Annotated in this window: 14 protein-coding genes; 7 read left to right on the plus strand and 7 right to left on the minus strand. The window is 62.1% G+C overall.

Annotated elements, in window-relative coordinates:
• Positions 1–15: 15 nt before the first annotated feature.
• Genes zwf through edd form a run of 3 tightly spaced genes read left to right on the plus strand, consistent with a single transcriptional unit; the run spans position 16 to position 4,062 of the window.
• A complete protein-coding gene (gene zwf, locus B7H23_RS01000; RefSeq protein ID WP_094075552.1) occupies positions 16–1,488 on the plus strand; it encodes a glucose-6-phosphate dehydrogenase in 1,473 nt (490 codons plus the stop codon).
• On the plus strand, positions 1,475–2,239 hold the full coding sequence (gene pgl, locus B7H23_RS01005; RefSeq protein WP_094075553.1) for a 6-phosphogluconolactonase: 765 nt from the start codon (positions 1,475–1,477) through the stop codon (positions 2,237–2,239). The genes zwf and pgl overlap by 14 nt, the downstream gene beginning before the upstream one ends.
• A gap of 5 nt (positions 2,240–2,244) precedes the next feature.
• Positions 2,245–4,062 (plus strand): phosphogluconate dehydratase, encoded by a 1,818-nt coding sequence (gene edd / locus B7H23_RS01010; RefSeq protein WP_094075554.1) that lies wholly within the window; start codon positions 2,245–2,247, stop codon positions 4,060–4,062.
• Positions 4,063–4,104: 42 nt separating this feature from the next.
• Here the strand turns inward: edd and B7H23_RS01015 are convergent, their stop codons facing one another.
• The gene (locus B7H23_RS01015) at positions 4,105–6,597 is read right to left on the minus strand and encodes a GumC family protein (RefSeq protein ID WP_094075555.1); all 2,493 of its coding nucleotides are present in this window, start codon (positions 6,595–6,597) and stop codon (positions 4,105–4,107) included.
• Positions 6,598–6,763: 166 nt separating this feature from the next.
• Here B7H23_RS01015 and B7H23_RS01020 point away from each other — a divergent pair, with 166 nt between their 5' ends.
• On the plus strand, positions 6,764–8,080 hold the full coding sequence (locus B7H23_RS01020) for a lipopolysaccharide biosynthesis protein (protein WP_240534926.1): 1,317 nt from the start codon (positions 6,764–6,766) through the stop codon (positions 8,078–8,080).
• Between the two features lie 24 nt (positions 8,081–8,104).
• Here B7H23_RS01020 and B7H23_RS01025 read toward each other — a convergent pair whose 3' ends face one another.
• The 3 genes from B7H23_RS01025 to B7H23_RS01035 are packed head-to-tail and all read right to left on the minus strand — an operon-like array spanning position 8,105 to position 10,841.
• Positions 8,105–9,001 (minus strand): DUF6492 family protein, encoded by an 897-nt coding sequence (locus tag B7H23_RS01025; RefSeq protein WP_094075556.1) that lies wholly within the window; start codon positions 8,999–9,001, stop codon positions 8,105–8,107.
• Positions 8,998–9,729 (minus strand): WecB/TagA/CpsF family glycosyltransferase, encoded by a 732-nt coding sequence (locus B7H23_RS01030; RefSeq protein WP_240534927.1) that lies wholly within the window; start codon positions 9,727–9,729, stop codon positions 8,998–9,000. Before B7H23_RS01030 ends, B7H23_RS01025 begins: the two co-directional genes overlap by 4 nt.
• A 17-nt stretch (positions 9,730–9,746) precedes the next feature.
• On the minus strand, positions 9,747–10,841 hold the full coding sequence (locus B7H23_RS01035) for a glycosyltransferase family 4 protein (protein WP_338044311.1): 1,095 nt from the start codon (positions 10,839–10,841) through the stop codon (positions 9,747–9,749).
• A gap of 265 nt (positions 10,842–11,106) precedes the next feature.
• Here B7H23_RS01035 and B7H23_RS01040 point away from each other — a divergent pair, with 265 nt between their 5' ends.
• The 3 genes from B7H23_RS01040 (at position 11,107) to proC (ending at position 14,304) form a co-directional block, all read left to right on the plus strand.
• Positions 11,107–12,126 (plus strand): glycosyltransferase family 2 protein, encoded by a 1,020-nt coding sequence (locus B7H23_RS01040; RefSeq protein ID WP_094076792.1) that lies wholly within the window; start codon positions 11,107–11,109, stop codon positions 12,124–12,126.
• The gene (locus tag B7H23_RS01045) at positions 12,095–13,429 is read left to right on the plus strand and encodes an O-antigen ligase family protein (RefSeq protein WP_094075559.1); all 1,335 of its coding nucleotides are present in this window, start codon (positions 12,095–12,097) and stop codon (positions 13,427–13,429) included. Before B7H23_RS01040 ends, B7H23_RS01045 begins: the two co-directional genes overlap by 32 nt.
• Positions 13,430–13,497: 68 nt before the next feature.
• Positions 13,498–14,304 (plus strand): pyrroline-5-carboxylate reductase, encoded by an 807-nt coding sequence (gene proC / locus B7H23_RS01050; RefSeq protein ID WP_094075560.1) that lies wholly within the window; start codon positions 13,498–13,500, stop codon positions 14,302–14,304.
• Positions 14,305–14,394: 90 nt separating this feature from the next.
• Here proC and B7H23_RS01055 read toward each other — a convergent pair whose 3' ends face one another.
• The 3 genes from B7H23_RS01055 to B7H23_RS01065 all read right to left on the minus strand — a co-directional run bounded on the left by B7H23_RS01055 (position 14,395) and on the right by B7H23_RS01065 (position 17,431).
• Positions 14,395–15,681 carry an imelysin family protein gene (locus B7H23_RS01055; RefSeq protein WP_094075561.1) on the minus strand — a complete coding sequence of 429 codons (1,287 nt, stop codon included), beginning with the start codon at positions 15,679–15,681 and terminating at the stop codon, positions 14,395–14,397.
• A 22-nt stretch (positions 15,682–15,703) separates the two neighbouring features.
• Entirely contained in the window at positions 15,704–16,192 is a 489-nt protein-coding gene (locus tag B7H23_RS01060) for a hypothetical protein (protein WP_143534698.1), read from the minus strand.
• A gap of 168 nt (positions 16,193–16,360) precedes the next feature.
• Positions 16,361–17,431, minus strand: coding sequence for a DUF1513 domain-containing protein (locus B7H23_RS01065; protein WP_094075563.1), 1,071 nt, complete (start codon positions 17,429–17,431; stop codon positions 16,361–16,363).

Genomic DNA, 17,431 nt, shown 5'->3' on the forward strand with positions numbered 1-17,431 from the left:
AGAACCGTCCGCCTCATGAGCAGCACTATCATTCCCGTCGCGTCATGCGATTTCGTCATTTTCGGCGCGACCGGCGATCTGGCCGAACGCAAGCTCCTGCCGGCACTTTATCACCGCCAGTGCGCCGGTCAGTTCTCCGAACCAACGCGGATCATCGGCGCATCCCGTTCGGATCTGACCGACGAAGCATTCCGGGATTACGCGCGTGAGGCGCTTGCGGAGTTCGTCAGTGAGGAAGAACGCGATCACGGCGAGATCGACCGGTTCCTGAACCGGCTCTCCTATGTCGCCATCGATGCGAAAAGCGACGGCGGCTGGGACAAGCTGCGCGAGGCGATCGGCGACAGCAAAGCAGTTCGCGCCTTCTATCTGGCGGTCGGGCCTTCGCTCTTCGGTCCCATCGCCGAACGCATTCGCGACCACGAGCTTCTGAGCAACGAGACGCGGATCGTGGTCGAGAAGCCTCTCGGCCGAGATCTGGCCTCGGCCATCGAACTCAACAAGACTTTGTCCTCCGTCTTCCGGGAGGACCAGATTTTCCGCATCGACCACTATCTCGGCAAGGAGACGGTGCAGAATCTGATGGTGCTGCGCTTCGGCAATGCGCTCTACGAACCGCTCTGGAACAGCGCCCATATCGACCATGTGCAGATTACGGTTGCGGAGAATGTCGGTCTGGAAAGCCGGGCGGATTATTACGACAAATCCGGGGCCATGCGTGACATGGTGCAGAACCATATTCTCCAGCTCCTTTGCCTGGTCGCCATGGAGCCGCCCTCCTCTCTCGACGCCGATGCGGTTCGCGATGAAAAGCTGAAGGTTCTGCGCGCGCTCGATCCGCTGACCGGCGAAGCGGTGCATCGCCAGACCGTTCGGGGGCAGTACCGCGCCGGCGCAGCGCATGGCGGAGCCGTCAAGGGCTATCTAGAAGAGCTGGAAAGCGGGCAGAGCGATACGGAAACTTTCGTCGCGCTCAAGGCCGAGATTGGAAACTGGCGTTGGGCGGGCGTGCCGTTCTATCTGCGGACGGGCAAAAGGCTGGCGGCACGGGCATCCGAGATCGTCGTTCAGTTCAAGCCGATCCCCCATTCCATCTTCGAGGAGGCCGAAGGTCAGGTCATCGCCAACCAGCTGGTGATCCGCCTGCAGCCCGATGAGGGCGTGAAGCAGTGGATGATGGTCAAGGATCCCGGACCGGGTGGGATGCGCTTGCGCCATGTGCCGCTCGACATGTACTTTGCCAAGGCTTTCGACGTGCGCAATCCGGACGCCTATGAGCGGCTCCTGACGGATGTGGTGCGCGGCAATCAGACCCTGTTCATGCGCGGCGACGAGGTGGAAGCGGCGTGGCGCTGGATCGATCCCATCCTACATGAATGGCAGGGCCGGCCGAAGGATATTGCCGGCTACACATCGGGCTCATGGGGGCCGTCGGCTTCCATCGGACTGATCGAACGAGATGGCCGGAGCTGGCATGAATCCATCTGACCCTCCCGCCCAACGCGACCCGAGCGACTTTCTCGCCGATGCGCCGGGCGAGCCGAAATGGCAGGAATATTCCAGCGGCGGACGGCTGGCGGAACGGCTGTCCGGCACGGTCGCCGAGCAACTCTCAAACGCCATCGAGGCGAGAGGCGTCGCGACCCTGGCCGTTTCGGGTGGACGAACGCCGATCCCGGTTTTCGTTGCGCTTTCGGAGCGGGACATCGCCTGGGACAAGGTGATCGTGACGCTGGTGGACGAGCGCTTCGTCGACACATCGTCACCCCGTTCCAATGCTGCGCTCGTGATACAACGCCTTCTTCAGCGCCATGCCGCAAATGCGGCGTTCGAATCGCTTTACGAGCCTGTCGCCGATGCGGCGATGTCTGCGGAAGTCGCGAGCCGCCGCCTTGCCAATCTGCCCCAGCCTTTCGATGTCGTCATGCTCGGCATGGGGACGGACGGGCACACTGCCTCCTTCTTTCCGAAGGGCGACAGGCTGGATGAGGCGCTGGACCCCAAGGGCGAACCGCGCATCGTTTCCATGGACGCGCCGGACGCCGGCGAACCACGCCTGACCTGGACCCTTCCGGCGCTGGTCAATGGACGATTCATCCATCTGCACATCGAGGGAGTGGAAAAGAAGAACGTGCTGTTCGACGCGCTCTCCGACCAGGAGTCGCCCTACCCCATTCGGGCGATCTTCAACCACGCCAAAACGACCATCAGCATCTGGTACGCGCCAGCCGAAGGATAAACGACATGCCGACCGCAAACATCTCCCAGATCACGCAACGCATCGTCGAACGCAGCAGACCGAGCCGCGAAGCCTATCTGGAGAGGCTCGACGACGCAGTGACAGCCGGCGTGAACCGCTCGTCCCTCTCCTGCTCCAACCTGGCGCATGGCTTTGCGGTCTGCTCGCCTTCCGAAAAGAGCGATCTTGCCGGCGACACGGTGCCCAATCTCGGCATCGTTACCGCCTATAACGATATGCTGTCGGCGCATCAGCCCTTCGAGCGCTTCCCGGACATTATTCGCCAGGCGGCGCGCGAAGCCGGCGGCGTGGCGCAGGTGGCGTCCGGCGTGCCGGCCATGTGCGATGGCGTCACGCAGGGCCAGCCCGGCATGGAACTGTCGCTCTTTTCGCGCGACGTGATCGCCATGGCGGCGGCGGTCGGCCTGTCTCACAACATGTTCGATGCAGCGGTCTATCTCGGCGTCTGTGACAAGATCGTGCCCGGCCTTTTCATCGCGGCGCTTACCTTCGGCCACCTGCCGAGCATTTTCGTGCCTGCCGGGCCGATGCCTTCGGGTTTGCCCAATGACGAGAAGGCGCGCATCCGCCAGCTCTATGCCGAGGGCAAGGTCGGCCGCGACGAATTGCTGGAGGCGGAGAGCAAGAGCTATCACGGCCCCGGCACCTGTACCTTCTATGGCACGGCCAATTCCAACCAGATGATGATGGAGATGATGGGCCTGCACATGCCGGGCGCTTCGTTCGTCAATCCGAACACGCCGCTGCGCGATGCGCTGACCAGGGAGGCGGTCAGCCGCGCCTTCCAGATCACGCAGGCGGGCAATGAGTTCACGCCGGTCGGGCGGATGATCGACGAGCGCTCGATCGTCAATGCCGCGGTCGGGCTGAATGCGACGGGCGGCTCGACCAATCACACGATCCATCTGATCGCCATGGCCGGCGCCGCCGGCATCAGGCTCACATGGCAGGACATTTCCGACATTTCCGACACCGTGCCGCTTCTGGCGCGGGTCTACCCGAACGGCCTGTCCGACGTGAACCATTTCCACGCCGCCGGCGGCATGGGCTTTCTGATCAAGGAACTCTGCCAGGCCGGGCTGATGCATGACGACATCCGCACCGTCTATGGCGAAGGGATGGAAGCCTACGGCATCGAGGTGGGCTTGAATGAAGACGGTACGGTCCGCCGTTCGCCCGCTCCGGAGATCAGCCACGAGCCAAAGATCCTAGCGACCGCCGACAAGCCGTTCCAACCGACCGGCGGACTGGAAGTGCTGCAGGGCAATCTGGGCGATGCGATCATCAAGATCTCCGCCGTCAAACCGGAAAACCGGGTGGTCGAGGCGCCGGCCATCGTCTTCGAGGACCAGTCCGAATTGCAGGCCGCCTTCAAGGCGGGCGAACTGGAGAAGGACTTCATCGCGGTCGTGCGCTTTCAAGGACCGCGCGCCAACGGTATGCCCGAATTGCATAAGCTGACGCCGCCACTCGGCGTGCTTCAGGATCGCGGCTTCAAGGTCGCGCTCGTCACCGATGGACGCATGAGCGGCGCGTCGGGCAAGGTGCCGGCGGCCATTCACGTCACGCCCGAGGCGCTTGATGGCGGGCCGATCGCCAAGCTGCGTAACGGCGACCTGGTCCGGCTGGATGGCGAGAGCGGCACGCTCGAAGTGCTGGTCGACGAGGCGGAGTTCGCCGCTCGCCCGGCCGCCAAGGGCCAGATGGTGAAGAACCAGCACGGCATGGGCCGCGAACTATTCGCGGCGTTCCGGCAGGCGGTCGGCCAGGCCGATCACGGCGCAAGCGTGTTCGGCGTCTGACCTTACGTTAGTAAGACGGCGCCGGTCGCGCGGCGCAGCCTCCTAGCGGCTTATGCGAGAAGCCAGATCGTCCAGTATATGCCGCATGGAGCGCACCGTTTCGCGCATTTCGGCCAGTTCGCGCTGATCGATATTATGCTGCTGGCTATATGGCCCTGCCATCCTCACGCCACGAGGATCGTAGGGCACGGGCTGACCTTGCCAGTTCGGCGCAGCAGGATAATGGGCGGCGGCAGGCTCCGGATAAGGATAGGGATAAAGCGCGCCCTGCCCCGTGTGCGCCACAGGCTGCGCACCATAGGCCGGCCGGTTGTGCGTCTGGGGTGCGTAACCTTCGTTCTGCATGCCATGCTGATGGTTCCAGCCGCCTGCTGACGGCGGATAGGATGATCCCCCATACGGATCGTGTGCTGCCATCGGTCCGTGATGACCCGGCTCGTAAGGAGGCGTATTCGGCGCCATAGCGGGGGAAGCGTGATGGGCGTAGGGATCGGTCGCGGCGGTCATCTGCGTTGTCGAACGTGGCGGATATGCGTCTGGATAGGGCGATGATCGGTACATGGAGTCCTCACTGGGCGTTTCTTCAGGTTCGTCGCGCGATTGGACCTGGCTCTCGTTTTCGGATTCGGGTTCGGTGTTCCTCCGGTCGCGGATGAAAACATTTGAACCGGTGAGCGATCGTTGGGCCATCATATCCGCCCACACGCCGCGAACTGCCCCGATCACCACGCCGACGAGAAACCCCAGGATTGTGGAGAGGATCACCGTGGAGGAACGGGACGGTCCTTCTGGACGCAGAGGAGGCTGCGCCTTGCCGATGATGGAAATGTTGGTGGTGTCGATGTCCTTTTGCTCGCCGGCATCGCGGGCGCGCAACAGATAGGATTCGTAGATATTGCGTTTGGCAGCCGCCTCTCGCTCCAGCTGGCGCAAGGTGACGAGTTCGTCGGAAATGTCGCCCTGGCGCACCTTCAATTGGGCAAGCCGATCCGCCAGATCCTGTTGCTGCTGGCGCGCCCGGCGCAACTCCGCTTCGGCGGAGGCGGCGATGCGTCGCAGTTCGGCCGCCATCTGTTCGCGAGAGCCGCGCAGCTGCGATTCAATGGCGATCCGTTGCGGATGGCGCGGCCCCAACCGCGCCGAAAGGCTTTCCGCCTGCTGACGGAGCTGGGCGTACTGCGCACGCAATTCACCGATCACCGGCGAGTTGATGGCCTCGGGCAGGCCGCCACCCAAGATCGCATCCGTGCTGGTCTCACGGATCGAACGCGCTTTGGCTTGCAGCTCGATCAGCTGCGCCTCGGCATTGGCGAGTTGATCGTTAAGGCGAAGGATTTCCTCGTCCGTGATGAGCCGACCTTGCGATTCCACCAGATCGTTTTCGGTACGGAAAGCTTCCACCGCCCGTTCGGCCGCTTCCACTTCCGTCCGCAGATCGTCGAGTCGCGCCGTAATCTCGCTTTCGGCGCGCCCCGCCGTGGCAGAGGAAAGGTTGCGGGAAACGTCGACATAAGCATCGATGACAGCGTTAGCGATGTCTGCCGACAATTGCGGATCGCGCGTTTCCGCAGCGACCGAGACGACAAATGTGCGGTCCGCACGGGCGATCTCGAGGGATTGCGCCAGATCGCTGGCGGCATTGGCGATTTCGCTGTCGTCATCACCATCGCTGCCGAGCGAGACCAGCGAACGGAGAGCTTCAATCAATGCGAACAACCCGCTTGGCGGCGCGGTGAAACGCGGATCATTGGCAAGATCGAGGTCGCTTGCCACTTTGCGCATCACCTGCGGAGCGTACATCAGACGCACCTGGTTCTCCACAAGCGCCAGAGTGGCGTCGGACGGCAGCCCCTGAGAAGTCAGGTCGCGGTCGGAAATCTTGATGTCGCGCGGATCGATGAGAACATCGGCAGACGCCACATAGAGCTTCGGCGTAGAGAGCGCGATTACAATCCCGAGGACCGCACCGATAATCGTGGTCGCGGCAACAATCAGCTTGGCGTTCCAGATACCCGTCAGCACAGCGAGAGGATCGACTGCCGGTCGCCAGACCTCGCTTTGGACGCGCCGCCGCTCAGGGAAGAACGAGGAATGTTCCCGGTGGACTTCGCGGTCGGCGGCGGGACGAATCGAGGGTGCTGTTTCGGATGGCTCCGCCACCGGAGCATTCTGCCGATCGACGCGAGGCGTTTCTTCGCCGGCGGGTTCCGACTTCTTCGCGGCCATCCAATGACGAACGGAATCCAGCACGGTCGGCGTTGCTTCGACAGGCTTTTCGACCGGACGCTGCCGCGCGTTGACGGCAGGATTGGGCCGTGCCGCCCTTGTCGGCGCCTCAGAACGCGGCTGGGACTTCGGCTCCGCAGACGAGGACGATTTTTCCTTTCGCCTTGCCGCTGCCGATAGAACGCTGTTGCTGCGCTGGCTACGCCTACGATCCTTCGCTTCGACAAATGTCTGGCGAATGTCTGGCTGCTCGGCGCTGGGCTCCTGCCGGTTCGCGTCTGCCGTTCTCGAGAGAAATGATCCGGTCATCCGGCCCTTACCCGCCAAAGCTCATCGGCCGGTTCTGGACGCCGACGGTGAATTCTTTTCGAAGACTAAACAGCCATGGCAAAGAAAGTGTAAAGATTTCCGACTGCTTGAGCCGGCCCGATGTCTGCGAACCGGACATTAAGGCCTTTCGGGCAAGGTAAAGCCCATGTCGGAGAGCCCTCTTCATAGCGGAACGATCCGCCGCCATCCGCTTTGGCTGCGCAGACTGGCCAGCCGCCTGCCCGAAGGAGCCCTGCGGTTGACCGGCGGCTACCTTGCCGCAACCAGTGGTTCGCTCGGCCGCCTTGTCTTCTCGCTCGCCTATTTCGTCCTGCTTGCCAACACGTTGACCATCGCCGAGTTCGGCGTGTTCGCAACGGCTAGCGCCGCAGGTGTCATGCTGTCGCGGATCGTCGGTTTCGGCATGTCTTCGCCCCTCTATCGCGCCGCCACCGTACGGCCTCGTCTGATCGGCCTTTACGCGGGCGGTTTGCTGGTCGCAGGGGCGCTTTCTCTGCCCGTTCTCGCGATGGCCACCTACGCGACCTGGCTCCTCATTTTCGCCCGCGATGTCCCCTTCGGCCCCTTCGCACTCATCATTGCGGCCGAAGCGCTTCTATGGCGTAGCACGGAGATCGTCATCATCGTCAATAACGGCCTCGAACGGTTCGGGCGCGGCGCTGTCCTGACCATTCTCGGAACCGCCCTGCGAGCGCTCGCAGCGCTCGGCATGACTTTCCTGGCAGTGCCGGATCTCGCTGCATGGTCATGGCTCTACCTTCTGGCCAATGGCGTCGCCCTGGCTGTCGGGCTGGCGTTCTACTGGCCGCGACAGCGCCTCCGCTGGCATCCTGGCGCCTGGTGGCGGCGAACCTCCGACGCCATTCCGGCCTGCGGTGCGGAGATCCTGTTCTATCTGCAATCCGAACTGGACAAGCTGCTGGTTCTGTTTCTCGGCGGCGCACAACTGGCCGGTCTCTATGCCGTCGTGATGCGGCTCGTCGATCTGACGGCCCTGCCGGTAAGAACCTTCATCATGCTTCTCATTCAGAAACTGATGGGCAGCACGCAGGCCATAGCTTCGCGCCTGCGACGGCTCGGTCTGGAGGCGGCCATCGCCACCGCCTCGACGCTCGGGATCGTGGCGCTGGCGTTCATTCTATGGCTCCGGCCGACATTGCTTGGCGACAATGTCGCCGAGGCCGCACCGCTGGTTCTGCTCGTGCTGGCCGTGCCGGCGCTGCGCAATCTCATCGAATATCACGCCGAACTGCTCTACGGACGCGGCCAGAGCGGCCGGCGAGTGATCAATCTGGCACTGATCGGCATGGCGAAGGCTGCGCTACTTGGCGCGCTCCTCATTCGCTTCGAAGAAGCCGGTTCGATCATGATATGGCTGAATGCCGTATTCGCTGCGCTTTACGCCCTCTCTCTCGTCCTGACCTACCGGGCGCTGTCAAAGGGCAAGGGTCGGTCGTTCTAGTGGGTTGTAAGCCCAGCGTCCCGGTTATCCGATCACGCGCCGCAGATCGCCGATATCCGACCCGGTAAAGCTTTGCAGCGCAACCGCGACCTGGCTTTCGCCCATTGCGTCGAGGAAGTCGCGGATGCCTCCTTCCGTCAGACCGGGACCGCCCCAATAGGTGTGGCACCATTCCGTATCGTCGTGAAAATGATGGGTCCGATCATCGAACTCGTCACTGAATCTGCCGTAGATCATGCATTCGGAAAAGGCTCTTTGCCGCGCAAGCGCCTCGACCCAATGGCGCGAACACGCGTTTTCGATGCGTTCGATCATCGCTCGAACCGAGGCCGTTCGCCAGGCAATGAGGGTGGCGATATAATCGTGTGGCGAAGTGGTCGATCCGAGGCCCAATATGCGGCCCGCATTGCGGCTCCAGACATGCTGTTCGGAAGGTGGCCGGCGAACCAGTTCGAACGGTCGGCGGAACAGCCTGACCGAACCATCGGAGCGGACAACCGTGCGCGCATCGAATGCCTTGACGAAGGCGACATCGCTATCGAGGAAAACCAGCGCATGTTCGTCGACATGCCGAGCGATGGCGATCTTTCGCAATTGCTGGATGTGCCAGCCGCGCAGCGGCCAGCCGCGCCAGGACAGCCAGAGTCGACGTCCGCCAAGATTGAAGGGATCGGGCATGTCGTGCAGCCATTCCGGCAGGAGTTCGTTCTCGTTGACGATATGGCGGCGCGGACCTTCGAACGGGCGAAACAGCGCCGCATCGCGACCGGAGACCAGGACAAGATGACGGGAATAGCCCTGCGCGTGACGGTCCAGCGTTTCGCAAAGCAGGCGAAAGCGCTCCATGTCACCAGCATAGCTGGCTGTCACGAGGGCCACCGAGTGATCGTGGCCAGGCGCCGCACGTTCCGCTTCGGTCAACGCTCGCTCCGATCTTTCAGAACACGGTAGAGAAAACGCGGATTGCCAATCACGTATCGCGCAAAGAGGCGACGCGGTTCCAGCGCCAGCCGCCACACCCATTCGCTTCGCAACCGACGGATCGAGCGAGGTGCCCGGGGCACCGCGCCGGAAAGGAAATCGAACAGGGCGCCAACCCCGAACACCAGCGTGCCATGGCGATGGTCCAGATGACGAGCGATCCAGTTCTCCTGCGCCGGCACGCCCATGGCGACCATCAGAAGATCGGGCCGGTCGCCAAGCAGACGATCAAGCACGGCCTCCTCCGTCTCCTGCTCGAAATAGCCGTCCGAAAACGCGGTGAAGCGGTGCTGCGGAAAACGCGTTCTGAGCGCACCGACCGCGCCATCGAGACTTTCGCGGGAGGCACCGATGAGCCCGACATGAAGGGCGGGCCTCAAACGGCTTAGAAGAAGAGGCATGAAATCGGTGCCGTTCAGATTGGCCGGAAAGGTACCGCCATGTTTGAGCCAGGCGGCAATGTCCACGCCGATCCCGTCCGGCAAAATCAAAAAATCCCGGAGCAGTTGCTTATAGGCTGGATCGTCGGCGGCGATGTTGGCGACATGACTGTTCAGAAAGGCAATGCGGGTAAACTCGCCGCGGTCGAGCCGCATCTGCAATTCCACCGCAGCCTCAGCCGCCGTCAGTGCGGCAACGTGATGACTCAGAATCTGCTTGGCCGGCAATTCCGCTCCATCCGACATCAAGCTGCTCGAAAACTTGCGATGTCATGACCAAGGGCCGCCAGTGCGCGGTCCATGGCGCTATCGAGGGCCGCCTTCTGGCGCTGACGGAAAGCCGAGCCATCGATACGTCGCCCTTCTTGGGCCTGGCGGACCATCATCGAGGCAAACTCGGTCGGATCGTCGGACACAACGACATTAGGCGGCAGATGGGCAATCCCGCGCAGCGAACTCGACGTCGCCACGGCGGGCATTCCCAGTTCAAACGTTTCGAGCGTCTTCAGTTGAATACCCGTGCCGGCCCGGCTCGCCAGCGGCACCATCCGGCCGCCGAGCAGAAAAGCGGTGGCGTCCTCCACGCGGCCGACAAAACGCACGCCGGTCGTCGGGGGGCGGATATCGCCCGGCATGTCGCCGGCAATTTCGACGGTAAAGTCTGCGGGCAGGCGTGGCGCAACATGCTGGAGGAACCACTCCAGGCCGATCCGGTTGGGCGCCCATCCCCACGAGCCGATCATGGTTGCGCTGACACGCGGCTCAATGGCCGGCACCTCCTCCGGTGCGGGCGTAACGAGCGGCAGAACGGTCGCTTCGTCCGGCGTCAGTCGCAAGGCCTGCCGATCGTCTTCCGTAAGAACGATCACGTGGCTGGCGCGATGGCACAGATCGCTTTCGAGCCGCTGCAACAAAGCGGCTTCGCGCCGATAGAGAAGCCGCTCGAAAACACTCGTTGCGGCCACGGCATTTTGCAAGGCCGACTGGTGCTCGACATTGTGTGCGATGAACAGAGCAGGCCTGTCGCGGAACAGCTCTGGATAAGCCCCCGCCAACTGCACCGAATTCCAGACGAAACCGTCGATCGGAGGCAATGCGTCAAGCTTTTGCCTGATCTCGGCCGGTGAAGAGATACGAAGCTTTGCGTTTGCGAAAGTGTTGCGCGTACCGACGGCGCGGCCCAACCATGCGAGCTTGGTGGTCAGCGAGGCATTTTGCGTCCGCGCATCGATTTCGCCCAGCACGATTGTCGAGGCGCCCTGCGAGCCGTCGTCCTGACCTGGCCAGCGGTAACCAAGCACGCTGATGCGCTCCACGCGTGCCTCAAGCGCCCTCAACATGGCCGCATTGGCCACGTCAAAACCGCTTGCCGGTGTATCAGGCGGGATCAGAGATGTTACGAATACGAGATGCATATGTCTCAAAGCACTCTTGTAAAAGGCCCTTATTAGCCGCCTTTATCGAATGATGCTGTGCCGAAATGAAATTGCCGTTAACACCCGCCATGGTAGAGAATTGTAAACAATTTTTAACTTTAGATTGCTCTACTGAACGATACCTCTTTGAGGAGGCGTCATGCGTTCGGTCGAAGGTTTTCGCAGTCAGATGGACCAAAGCGGTGTAACGACGGACGGACATAGCGTCCCGCCGGTTTCGACCATTCTGACGCGGTCGGCCGGTCTTGATGTGGACGCGCCCGAAATCGTGATCACGGTGCCAACCTACAAACGTCCCGACCAGCTTCTCAGAACACTGCAAAGCCTGATCGCGCAGAAGACCAGCCGTTCCTATGCCATCATCGTCATGGAGAATGAGAACGAAGCGCGCGAAGGAGCGGCGGCGGCGGCTCACCTCTTCGAAAGCGGCGCTGTGGCCGGGCTTATCATCGCGGCTCACAGGCGCGGCAATTGCGAAGCCTACAATGCCGGCTGGCAGATGGCGCTCGAGACATTCCCCCATTTCCGACACCTCCTGGTTATCGACGATGACGAGACCGCCGATCCGCGCTGGCTGGCGCGCATGTGCGGCACGGCCGAAACATTGGAACTCGATATTGTCGGCGGCCCTCAAAATCCGATCTTCGAAAAGGACGAGTATGAAAGCTGGGCGCAACATCCCGTCTTTCGCCCGCCTTACACGGAGACCGGCCCCGTGCCGGCGCTCTATTCGACCGGCAACCTGCTGCTGACGAGACCGGTGCTGGAACGTTTTTCGCCGAATTTCCTCGATCTTCGCTTCAATTTCATGGGTGGCGGCGATTCCGATTTTCTGACGCGCGCGCGCAAGGCCGGCTATGAATTCGGCTGGTGTGCGGAAGCCATAGTTCACGAGACCATCCCGTCGCGCCGGCTTCAGGCGGACTGGATCAGAACGCGGTCGTTGCGCAACGGCGTTATCTCGACCCTTGTCGATCATGAGCGGCGGAAGGGGCACAGCTTTGCACGCGTTCAGGTGCTGATGAAAAGTCTGGCACTTCTGGCGGCGTCTCCCTTACGCGGCCTGAAGGCGGGGCTGGCAGCAAGGTCGCTTTCCGTCGGTCTTTACCCGGTCCTTGTCGGGGCAGGACGGGTGCTCGGCGAATTCGGTTACATGAATGACCAGTACCGCCAAGCCGAGAAAAACTGATCCCCAGATCGCTTTTGAGGTGATGGGCAAAGCGTGGCGTGACGGCACGCTGGCGACGCTACTTGCCTGTCTTATGCTGGCCGTCGCGCTGATCGGATTTCGCCCCATCTCGATCGACTACGATCCGGATTATCTGACGAAGGGCGATCCGCTCAATCAGATGGGCTGGGGTGCAATGATGGTGCTGTCGGTCGTCGCCGGTCTTCTGATGGCCGATGCGCGGCGCCTCTATGCATTGCTGTCGCCATGGTGGCTGTTGCTTATTGCCATGGTTCTTCTCAGCGTCATGCGTACGCCCGATCCGATGGGCGCCTTTCGGGGCGTCGCCTTCTCCATCATCGGCATTGGCGCGATCATGGTGATTTTGTCGCTGCCGCGAACGCAGGCGCAAATGGCTACCGTCCTCGCCTTCGCCGCTCTGTCGCTGCTGTCGCTCAGCTATTTCGCCGTTTTCGCCTTTCCGCAATCGGGCATTCACCAGACCGGCGGTTTCGAGGATCAGCATGCCGGGCTTTGGCGCGGCATCTATCCGCACAAGAATGTCGCCGGTCCCGTTGCAGCCTGCACCCTGTTTGTCGGGCTCTACCTTTTGCGTCTGGGGCGGCCGGTCATCGGAGGCATTGTCTTCGTGCTCGCGACGATCTTCGTTCTGAAGACCGGCTCCAAAACAACGCTCGGCCTGCTCGGCATCTCCATATTCATGGTTCTTCTGCCCTCGTGGACGGGCTTTCGCCGTTACCTGCCGGCGATCTTTCTTGTCGCGGTCGCGGCGCTGGCCCTTGCAACACTCGGTATCGTCTTCATCGAACCGCTGAAGAACTGGATGAGTTCAGTTGCTCCGACATTCAGCTATACGGGGCGAACCACGCTGTGGGACTTTGGCGGCCGGATGGCGATGGAACGCCCTTGGACGGGTTATGGCTACGGCAATTTCTGGCAAACGCCGCTGGTGCTCGAAGCCGAAGCCCATTTCGACGAACGCTGGGACTTTCGGCGGATCGGCGATTCCCATAGCGGCTATATCGACACCATGCTGATGGGCGGTTTCCCGGCACTCGGCATCACCCTTTTCGCCATATGGGTGGCCCCAATGGCCGATTATGTCCGCGTCCCACAGCTCCGGCAGAACATTCTCTTTGCCGATCTGATGATCATGATCGTCATTTTCACGGCGCTGAACGGCTTTCTCGAGACTTTCTTCTTCAACCGGGCGGACCCGGTCTGGATCTATATGCTGCTCGGATGTTTCGGTCTTCGGATCGCGTCACGTTTTGTCCTGCATGAGAACGGTCCGCCCGGCTGAGACGCGCCTTGCACAGATGTGCCGGCCTTGCCACAAGCATTGGCAGGAAAGCAAAAACGGAGCGGACGATGCGGATTCTGATGGTCGGATGCGGCAATATGGGATTTGCCGTTCTCAAGGCCTGGCTGGATAGCGGCGCGGTTGCTGCGGCGGATGCAGCCGTCGTGGAACCGGGCGATGCCGGGCGCGAGCGGGCCGCGGCGCTCGGTGTCGAAACCTTCGCCGAAGCGCCCTCTCCCGATGCCTTCACGGCCGATCTCGTCGTGCTGGCGCTCAAGCCGCAGATCATGGGCGACGCGGCCCCTGCCTATCGGTCGTTCACCGATGGCGGCGCCGCCATCATGACCATCGCGGCAGGCCTGCCGATCCGTTTCTACGAAGCCATGTTCGGCGACAATACGCCCATCATCCGCGTCATGCCGAACACGCCCGCCGCCATTGGCGAAGGGATGATGGCCTATATCGCCAACGAAGCGACCACCAGCGAGATGGTCGACCAGATAAGAGAACTGCTGAAGGCCAATGGCGCGGTCGCCGAACTGGCGAGCGAAGAGCAGATGGATGCGGTCACGGCCATTTCGGGCAGCGGGCCGGCCTATCTCTTCCATTTTCTGGAAGCCCTCACTGCCGCCGGCGAACAGATCGGGCTGGAACCCGACCTAGCGGCGCTTCTGGCCCGGCAGACCGTTCTCGGCGCGGCGAAGCTGGCCGCCGATGGCCAGACCGAGCCGGCCGAACTGCGCCGCCAGGTGACCAGTCCGAACGGCACGACCGCCGCCGGCCTTGCGCCGATGATGGAGGGCGACCGGCTGAAAAGCCTGATGCGCGAAGCGGCCGAAGCCGCAAAGCGCCGCTCCGTCGAACTGTCGCGCTGACCCAGCCATTCACCGATTTGTGAAAATGGCGGCCGCACCCTTGGACATCGGGCGGGCCGCCAGTCTGCCAGGCTATCGATGCCGACGCTCTTACTGGAAAACGGCGTTCGGGTCGTCCAGGCTGTCGGAGCCTTCCAGTTCGATATTGCCGAGATCGAGAGCCGCAATCACCCGTTCGATGGTTCGCGTCTGCGCGATCAGCGCATCGATGGCGGCCTGCACCCGCGCATTGCCATCTTCATTTCCCTCGCCGATCTGCTGATCGTAGGCTTCGCCCGCCTCGGCCTTGTCGGCAATTGCCTGCATGGCCGCCATCGTCTCATCGAGCTTGGTGCGCATTTCTTCGTCCAACGCCGGGTCTGTGGCCTTCACCAGATCAGAAAGCGCTGTGCCGGAAACGGTCTCGCCATCAGGACCTTCATATGCACCGAGATAGACGTTCCGGATGCCTTTCGCGTCATAGAGGTGAGAATTGTGCGTATTGTCGGAAAAGCAGTCATGCTCTTCTTCCGGATCGTGCAGCAGAAGGCCGAGCTTCATGCGCTCGCCGGCCAATTCGCCATAGGACAGAGAGCCAAGGCCGGTGAGAATGGTCCGCAGAGCCTCTTCCGGTGCGCCCTCCGTAAGATTCTTCCGCGCCGCGCCATCGGCCGTCCAATGGCCGACCATCTCTTCCAGATCGGCGATCAGAAGGTCCGAAGCCGCCTTCAAATATTCGGCCCGGCGGTCGCAATGGCTGCCCGTGCAGGCCTCCCCTTCGGCGAAATCGCTCGCGGGGCGCGCGCCCGCGCCAGCATCGGTGCCGTTGAGATCCTGGCCCCAAAGCAGAAATTCGATGGCGTGGTAGCCCGTGGCGACATTGGCCTCGACACCCCCGGCCTCCTGCAGTTCATCCTGAAGCAACGCCGGCGTGATGGTGCTGGCGTCTACCGTTTCGCCATTCAGGGATAGGCTCGGATTGGCGATGATATTGGCCGTATAGGCTGTATTGGCATCACTTTCGTTGCCATAGGACGCATCGACGTAATCGATCAGCCCCTCATCGAGCGGCCATGCATTCACCCGGCCCTCCCAATCGTCGACGATCGGATTGCCGAACCGATAGGCTTCCGACTGCTGATAGGGCACCCGGGCCGCGATCCACGCTTGCCGCGCAGCCTGCAGTGTTTCGTCAGTCGGGTTTTCGATCAACGCATCGATCTTCGCATCCAGTTCGCGGGCCGTCTCCAGTGAATCGGTATATTTCGCCAGAGCGATGTCGGCGTAATTGTCGACGATAGCCGAGCGGTCGATGCCTCCCTCGGCGAGAGCCGGAGCGACTGTTCCCGCCAGAAGAACGGTGAACAGGCTTGCGCGAATGAAAGTGCGATGTCTCATGATGATCCTTTCGGTAATGATGTCAGTGTAGAGTTGGGAGAGCCGAGCGCCGGTCGCGCGGAGACGTCCCGTTCGTCTTCGCCAGAGATGCCGTCATGGCGGCGGAAACAGGCAAGAGGGTTCGGCCAACCATGCGAAGGCGCATTGCGTAATCGGTCGCCGACATGGCCAGTTCCCCGCAACGCAACGGGCAGGACAAGGCCTGCGCCGCGATCTGGCCGGTCTGTTCATCGCCATGTTGAGCAGCGGCGATCAGCGCCAGCAGCAGGCCCTCGTCGCGGCAAAGATGGCGCATGTCGCTGTTGAAGAAGCGCAGCGGACACCGCGCGCAGCGACCAAGCGCGTCGATCATTCCGATCAGGCCATCAAAGGCGATCCGCCCACCGTGCGCACCCAGTTCGTCGCGGTAAAGGGTCCAGGCGACCTGCCAGCCGCTGGGATCACCGCCCGCACAACCGGACAGACCCGTGCGATAGCCCTCGACAACCAACCGTTCCGCCGGGCGCGCCAAATATGTTTCCGCAGGGCAAACGGGTCCGCTCCGCGAATCGTCGAAACGCGACATGAAAACTACCTCGGTCAGCAGGGTCACTGTGCTTTTCTGGTAGAATCTTCGATCAGTGGAGTCAAAGAGTCTAGTTTACAATTCTTCCAGTCTGGGCACTCGGCGCGTATGGGTTCAGAGCGCCAGAATGTGATTGTCGAACGCCATCGACGCCAGGTCGCTCGTTCCAAACCGGCCAGTGCCGGTCGAGGTCACGAAATCGTTCGCCAAGGGCGCCACGCCGCAAAGGTCGACGCCGTTCCGAGAACCAACAACCTCGCCCCGACCAGCATCCATAAAGATCGCGATGTCGCCATGTGGCGACGTGATCGCGATCAGGCCTGACCGGTTGTTCACGCTGACCGAACCGACATAGCCGTTGAGGCGCCGTGCGAATTTGCCGAGATCGTGTTCGCGCCGGTCCTCGCCGCGCGCGAAGGAGAGCAGCAAGGGCGGGCAGTCATTCGCCTCGCCCTGCCACTGGCACCCCACGAAAACCCGCCCGCCGGCGGTGATGTCCATATGGCGCGTCGAAAGACGCGACCAGTCCGGCGGCAGCGTGTGCCTTTCCTTCAACGATCCATCGGCTGCGTCGAGAAAGACCAAAGAGGGCTCCATGAGAGCCAGGTTCAGGATCTGACGGCCGAAATCAGGATGAGTTTCCATGCCGCCATTGGCGACGATCAGCGAGCGGCCATCGGGCGAAAGCGCCAGATCGTGCGGGCCGACGCCATGGCTGGACCATTCGTCGATCCGCCGGAAACCATTCATCGCGTCGTAGAGACCGAGAACGCCCCGACCCTTCTCGTAATCGTTCTCCGTCGCGACAAGCAGGCGGTCCCGGTCGATGAACAGGCCGTGCCCGTAGAAATGCCGGTTGGGCGGACAATGAAACACCTGCGGCTCACGGCTCTTGCGGCGGTCGAGCGCTAGGGCGAAGGTTCCCGGCCTACGGGCAAAGGCGACAATGTGATCGCCGCTGGAATCGGCAGTGACGTCATGACCGCGGCCGGGCAGCGAAATACGGCGTAGCAAATTTCCATCCCGATCAAGAATGGCCATTCCGAACCGTTCGCCCTCCATAAAGGCGGTTGCGAAGAGCGGATCACCTGCTTCTTCGGCCCTCGCGACCGTTGGCAATCCGATCGTGGCCAGCGCCGCGCCAAAGCCACGCAGAATGGTGCGGCGTGAAAACGCGATGGACAT

The sequence above is a fragment of the Notoacmeibacter marinus genome (genome assembly GCF_002238045.1).
In the GTDB taxonomy this organism is placed as follows: domain Bacteria; phylum Pseudomonadota; class Alphaproteobacteria; order Rhizobiales; family Rhizobiaceae; genus Notoacmeibacter; species Notoacmeibacter marinus.